The organism is Caloramator fervidus (genome assembly GCF_900108045.1).
GTDB lineage: Bacteria > Bacillota > Clostridia > Clostridiales > Caloramatoraceae > Caloramator > Caloramator fervidus.
The window spans coordinates 1-4161 of the sequence record NZ_FNUK01000040.1; the positions used below are offsets into that span (position 1 = coordinate 1).

The 4161-nt window shown below is 31.8% G+C and carries 5 protein-coding genes and 1 pseudogene; 4 read left to right on the forward strand and 2 right to left on the reverse strand.

What is annotated here, in order from left to right; all coding sequences use genetic code 11:
- Positions 1-122: 122 nt before the first annotated feature.
- Positions 123-398: a hypothetical protein gene (locus C4R78_RS09275; protein ID WP_242971222.1), complete on the forward strand. Its 276-nt coding sequence runs from the start codon at positions 123-125 to the stop codon at positions 396-398.
- Between the two features lie 53 nt (positions 399-451).
- On the opposite strand, the gene C4R78_RS09280 is transcribed toward C4R78_RS09275, so the two are convergent.
- On the reverse strand, positions 452-1129 hold the full coding sequence (locus tag C4R78_RS09280; protein ID WP_103896756.1) for a Crp/Fnr family transcriptional regulator: 678 nt from the start codon (positions 1127-1129) through the stop codon (positions 452-454).
- Between the two features lie 102 nt (positions 1130-1231).
- Here C4R78_RS09280 and C4R78_RS09285 point away from each other — a divergent pair, with 102 nt between their 5' ends.
- From C4R78_RS09285 to C4R78_RS09295, 3 genes are read left to right on the forward strand one after another with little or no spacing between them, the layout of a single operon-like run.
- On the forward strand, positions 1232-1561 hold the full coding sequence (locus tag C4R78_RS09285) for a cupin domain-containing protein (RefSeq protein WP_103896757.1): 330 nt from the start codon (positions 1232-1234) through the stop codon (positions 1559-1561).
- Positions 1562-1567: 6 nt separating this feature from the next.
- Positions 1568-2050, forward strand: coding sequence for a permease (locus C4R78_RS09290; protein ID WP_103896758.1), 483 nt, complete (start codon positions 1568-1570; stop codon positions 2048-2050).
- Position 2051: 1 nt separating this feature from the next.
- Positions 2052-2771 (forward strand): permease, encoded by a 720-nt coding sequence (locus tag C4R78_RS09295; protein ID WP_103896759.1) that lies wholly within the window; start codon positions 2052-2054, stop codon positions 2769-2771.
- 348 nt (positions 2772-3119) lie between these two features.
- Here the strand turns inward: C4R78_RS09295 and istA are convergent.
- Positions 3120-3980, reverse strand: a pseudogene (gene istA / locus C4R78_RS09650) (IS21 family transposase); the annotation flags it as partial.
- Positions 3981-4161 lie beyond the last annotated feature (181 nt).

Sequence of the window (4161 nt, forward strand, 5' to 3'; positions counted from 1 at the left end):
GCTTAAATTAATCTCAATTACATAAAAACTCCTTGGAAATTAGCAAGGGCGGGCATCTGAATAATTTGCCCACCCCAACTATTGACATAGAACCAGAAATTAACCACTATTACGGACATGTTTTGATAGATGATAGCCTGACAGAATTTGAAAAGAATATAGAGAGAATAATAGGTACTAAAAAATATGTAAATCCCAGATTATACATATATCAGATGGAAGAGAAAATTCCAGAGTCGCCAATTAAGTATATAGTTATTTCTGATTCAGAAAAAGAAGCCATAGATTTAGTAGAAAAAGATTGTTTCAGGCAGGAATTGATTGAATGGCGGGTGCAGAAAATAGGGATTGCTGCAGATAATTATTACGGACCTGCAATAATTATGAAAGGCGTTTAATTGCTGATAATAATAGATTAAAGGGAACTCAATACGGGTTCCCTATTCATTGCTCAGGGTTTGCGAATAATATTAAAATCACAGATAGTAATAGAATGGGCGTCATAATCGATGAGCCCATCTTTTTTCATCTTATTGAGTTCACGGGAAAGAGAAGTTCTTTGAATACCTAACCTTTCGGCCAATTCCTTTTTTGTCATATTAAGTTTTATTTTTTTACTTTTTTGAGTGTAATACTCATAATTTAAGAATTCAATAATAGACTCCCTTATAGATTTCATGGAGATTAACTTAATTTTGCTTGTTAAGATAGCAGTTTTATCTGATATACAGGTTAAAAACTTAACTAAGAAATCCTGGCTAGTCTGACAAAGTTGCAATACAAAATCTTTAGGGATATGTAAAATTTCAGTATCTGATTTTGCTATCACACTCATGGGATAATAAGGATACTTTGAAAACAATAGATTGCCACCTATGTTATCTCCGATTTTAAATTCTGCAACAGTTAACACATTTCCCTTTTCATCAATCTTTTGAACAAATGCCTGGCCTTTTAAAATAATATCCCAGTAATTGCATTTCTCACTTTCAAAATGGATAATGCTGCCTTTGTTGTATTTAGAGATAATATAATTATGCGTTTTAAAAAGATTAAGCAGTTCTTTAGCAGAAAATTCGTCAAATAACCCTGTTAGTTTTAAAATGTCCAGATAGTCTTTTATGTTCATAAATATCACCTTTTTTAAAATTAGTTACCGTGGTAACTGTATGTTACTGTAATTTATTATATATTATAATATAGATTTAAACATAATGAAAGGAGAGTTTTTATGCTGGAGAAAAAATATGTATACAGTCTTACAGATGACAAAATAATTGAAAGGATTGTGGATGATGAGAATATTCAACTAAATCATATGGTTCTTGTAAAAGGAACAAATCTTCCTGAACACTATTCCAATTCCAACGTCTATATGATAATTGTACGGGGAAAAATGACTTTGCAGTTAAATGAACAAGAACCACATCATTACACCAAGGGAGATATTATTAATATACCATACAAAACAAAAATGAATGTCTATAATCAAGACGAAGAAGTATTGGAATTCTTTGTGGTAAAATCACCTAATCCTAAAAACTACAGGGAGAAGGAGTGATGAAAGGTGGATATTTTTACAGCATCATTATGGGGAATAACAGGGGCTGCATTTATTGCAGCCCTTGTTAAAGATAAGCAGAAGACATTCAATTCTATAAAAATGGCAAGAGGTATGATGAAAAATATGATTGGAGAGATTGTAGGCATCTTGTTTCTTATAGGATTGATTCTGACCTTCATACCGCCTGAAGTTATAAAGAATATTTTGGGAGAATCAAATCTGTTCATTTCAACCGTTATTTCTGCCTTAGTAGGTAGTATTACATTGATTCCAGCCTTTGTAGCATTTCCTCTGGTAGGTTCTTTTGTAGATGCAGGTGCAAGTATTGTCCCTGCCGTTGCATTCTTAACTACTTTAACGATGGTTGGAATAGTGACATTCCCATTAGAAAAACAAGAATTTGGTTTGAAATTTGCTGCTATCCGTAATGCTCTTAGTTTTGTGTTTGCACTTATAATAGCACTTACGATGGGAGTGATTATGTAAAATGATTGAAATAATTAAAAAGAACAAACTACTGACAGCAGTATCTCTGGCATATGTTTTTCTATTTATGGCAATGCCCGATAAGGCTTATTTATCTGTCAAAAACAGCATGTATTATATTATAGAAATGCTTGAAATTATGCCTGTGATTTTTATACTTACATCAATTATTGAAGCATGGGTTCCTAAAGAAGTAATCATTAATGGATTTGGGGAGAAAGCAGGAATAAAGGGGATTATATTCTCATTCTTATTGGGCAGTTTTTCAGCAGGACCTATTTATGCAGCATTCCCAATCTGCAAAATGCTTTTAAAGAAAGGTGCCAGCATCGCAAATGTAGTTATTATATTAAGTGCATGGGCAGTAATAAAAGTACCCATGCTTGCCAATGAAGCAAAATTCTTAGGGCCGAATTTTATGGGGCTAAGATGGATATTGACAGTAATGTCCATACTGATAATATCATATTTAATGACTGTATTTGTAAAAAAGGAAGACATTCCTATTGGAGAAGAGAAAAGTTTAAGCAAAGCAACTGGTATTGATATTAAGGAGCAGTATTGTATTGGATGTGGACTATGTGAAAAATTAATGCCTCAGCATTTTAAGGTAATAGATAAGAAAGCAAAATGGAAAGAGTCTACACTTAATGATACACAAATAAATGAATTGAAAGCGATAATTGATAAATGTCCTGTTAAGGCCATAGATTTTAGATGATATTTTTGCCGTATACTTATCTATTTCTGATGTGCTCGAAATATCGTTAGTTAATCCTTTTTCTTTCCTTATTTCTCCTCGGTTGCAGATTGCTTTAATTTTTTCTGTCGTAATATCTATGGGATTGATTTTTTTTAGAACTTCTATAGCTTGCAATATTTCCTCTAAATTTTTTTCATAAATTAATTGAATTAACTCTATAAATTCCCTTTCTCTTTTGATATAATAATCTTGGTAGATTTTTTGTAATCTGGGGTCGATTTGCTTCATTGCTAAACTTGAAGCTAATGCTCCAGGTTTCTTTTTTAGTGTCTTCAAATAATGTTCCAATTTGATTGTCCATTCGTTAAGTCCATGCTTCTTTTCATGTTCACAAATCTTTTCGTTTTCATAAAAACAAAGTATTCTATTTAAATAAACCTTTACAAATATTTTCTTTCCTACTAAATTATCAGGGACTGAATAATGACAACTGTCTATTAAAATTGTGGAGTATTTATCAACTCTTGGTTCTTCTATTCTCGCTGAATCAAATATTGGCGGATTTTGAAGCAAACCTTCGCGTTCCATCTCAAGTAGTTCAATCGCTGATTTGTTATCCCTTGTTGTTTGTAGAATTTTATTTAATCTCAAACACACTTCTTCCAAATATTTGTTTGCCTCTTCAACTGATTCGAAATTATCTTTATTTGAAAATGCTTTCCTTCTTATGTATTCAACGCTTTTTTCAACATGACCTTTTTCATTTCCTCTGCGAACATTACAAAATCTAAATTTAAATCCATAATATATTGATAACTTTAATAATCCTTCTGTGGGTTCTTTCTCGTTAAGGCCTACAAATTTCTTAACAGCGACTTTCATGTTATCGTATACCATGGTTTTAAAAACTCCACCTACATGTTCAAAAAACTTGGCGTGTGATTCTTGAAAGCATTGTGTGTTCTGCTTTGGCATGATAACTGCGTATCTATAGTTGCTTTTAGCAGTTGTAAATACAGCCAACTGCAAGTATTTCAATTCTTCAGCAATAAATAGCCTAACATCCCCCCAGTCAAATTCACAGACATCACCTTGACTATACTCAGCTTTAATAAAAGCTTCTTTAGCTTTATCATTTATAGCATTTATTGCAGAACATACACTTGTATATCCAATATCAAATCCTTCTTCTATTAATGCTTCATATATGTCAATTTTCTTTTTCAATTGCTTTCCTTGCCCAATAGCTTTCTTGTTTTCATTTTCTTGAAGGTAAAATTTAATTCTTGCAATTATTTCATCATTTAGTTTTTTCGGTTCTATAATAAATGTTGGGGTGGTAAATAAACCTCAACATTTTTTCTTTAAATACAAAAAAGCACTTTATTCAGATGCCAGCTTTGCTAAA

Excerpts from the sequence above, each read along its gene's own strand:
- C4R78_RS09280 (WP_103896756.1), bottom strand. The coding sequence starts at position 1,129 with ATGAACATAAAAGACTATCTGGACATTTTAAAACTAACAGGGTTATTT.
- C4R78_RS09285 (WP_103896757.1), top strand. The coding sequence starts at position 1,232 with ATGCTGGAGAAAAAATATGTATACAGTCTTACAGATGACAAAATAATT.
- C4R78_RS09295 (WP_103896759.1), top strand. The coding sequence starts at position 2,052 with ATGATTGAAATAATTAAAAAGAACAAACTACTGACAGCAGTATCTCTG.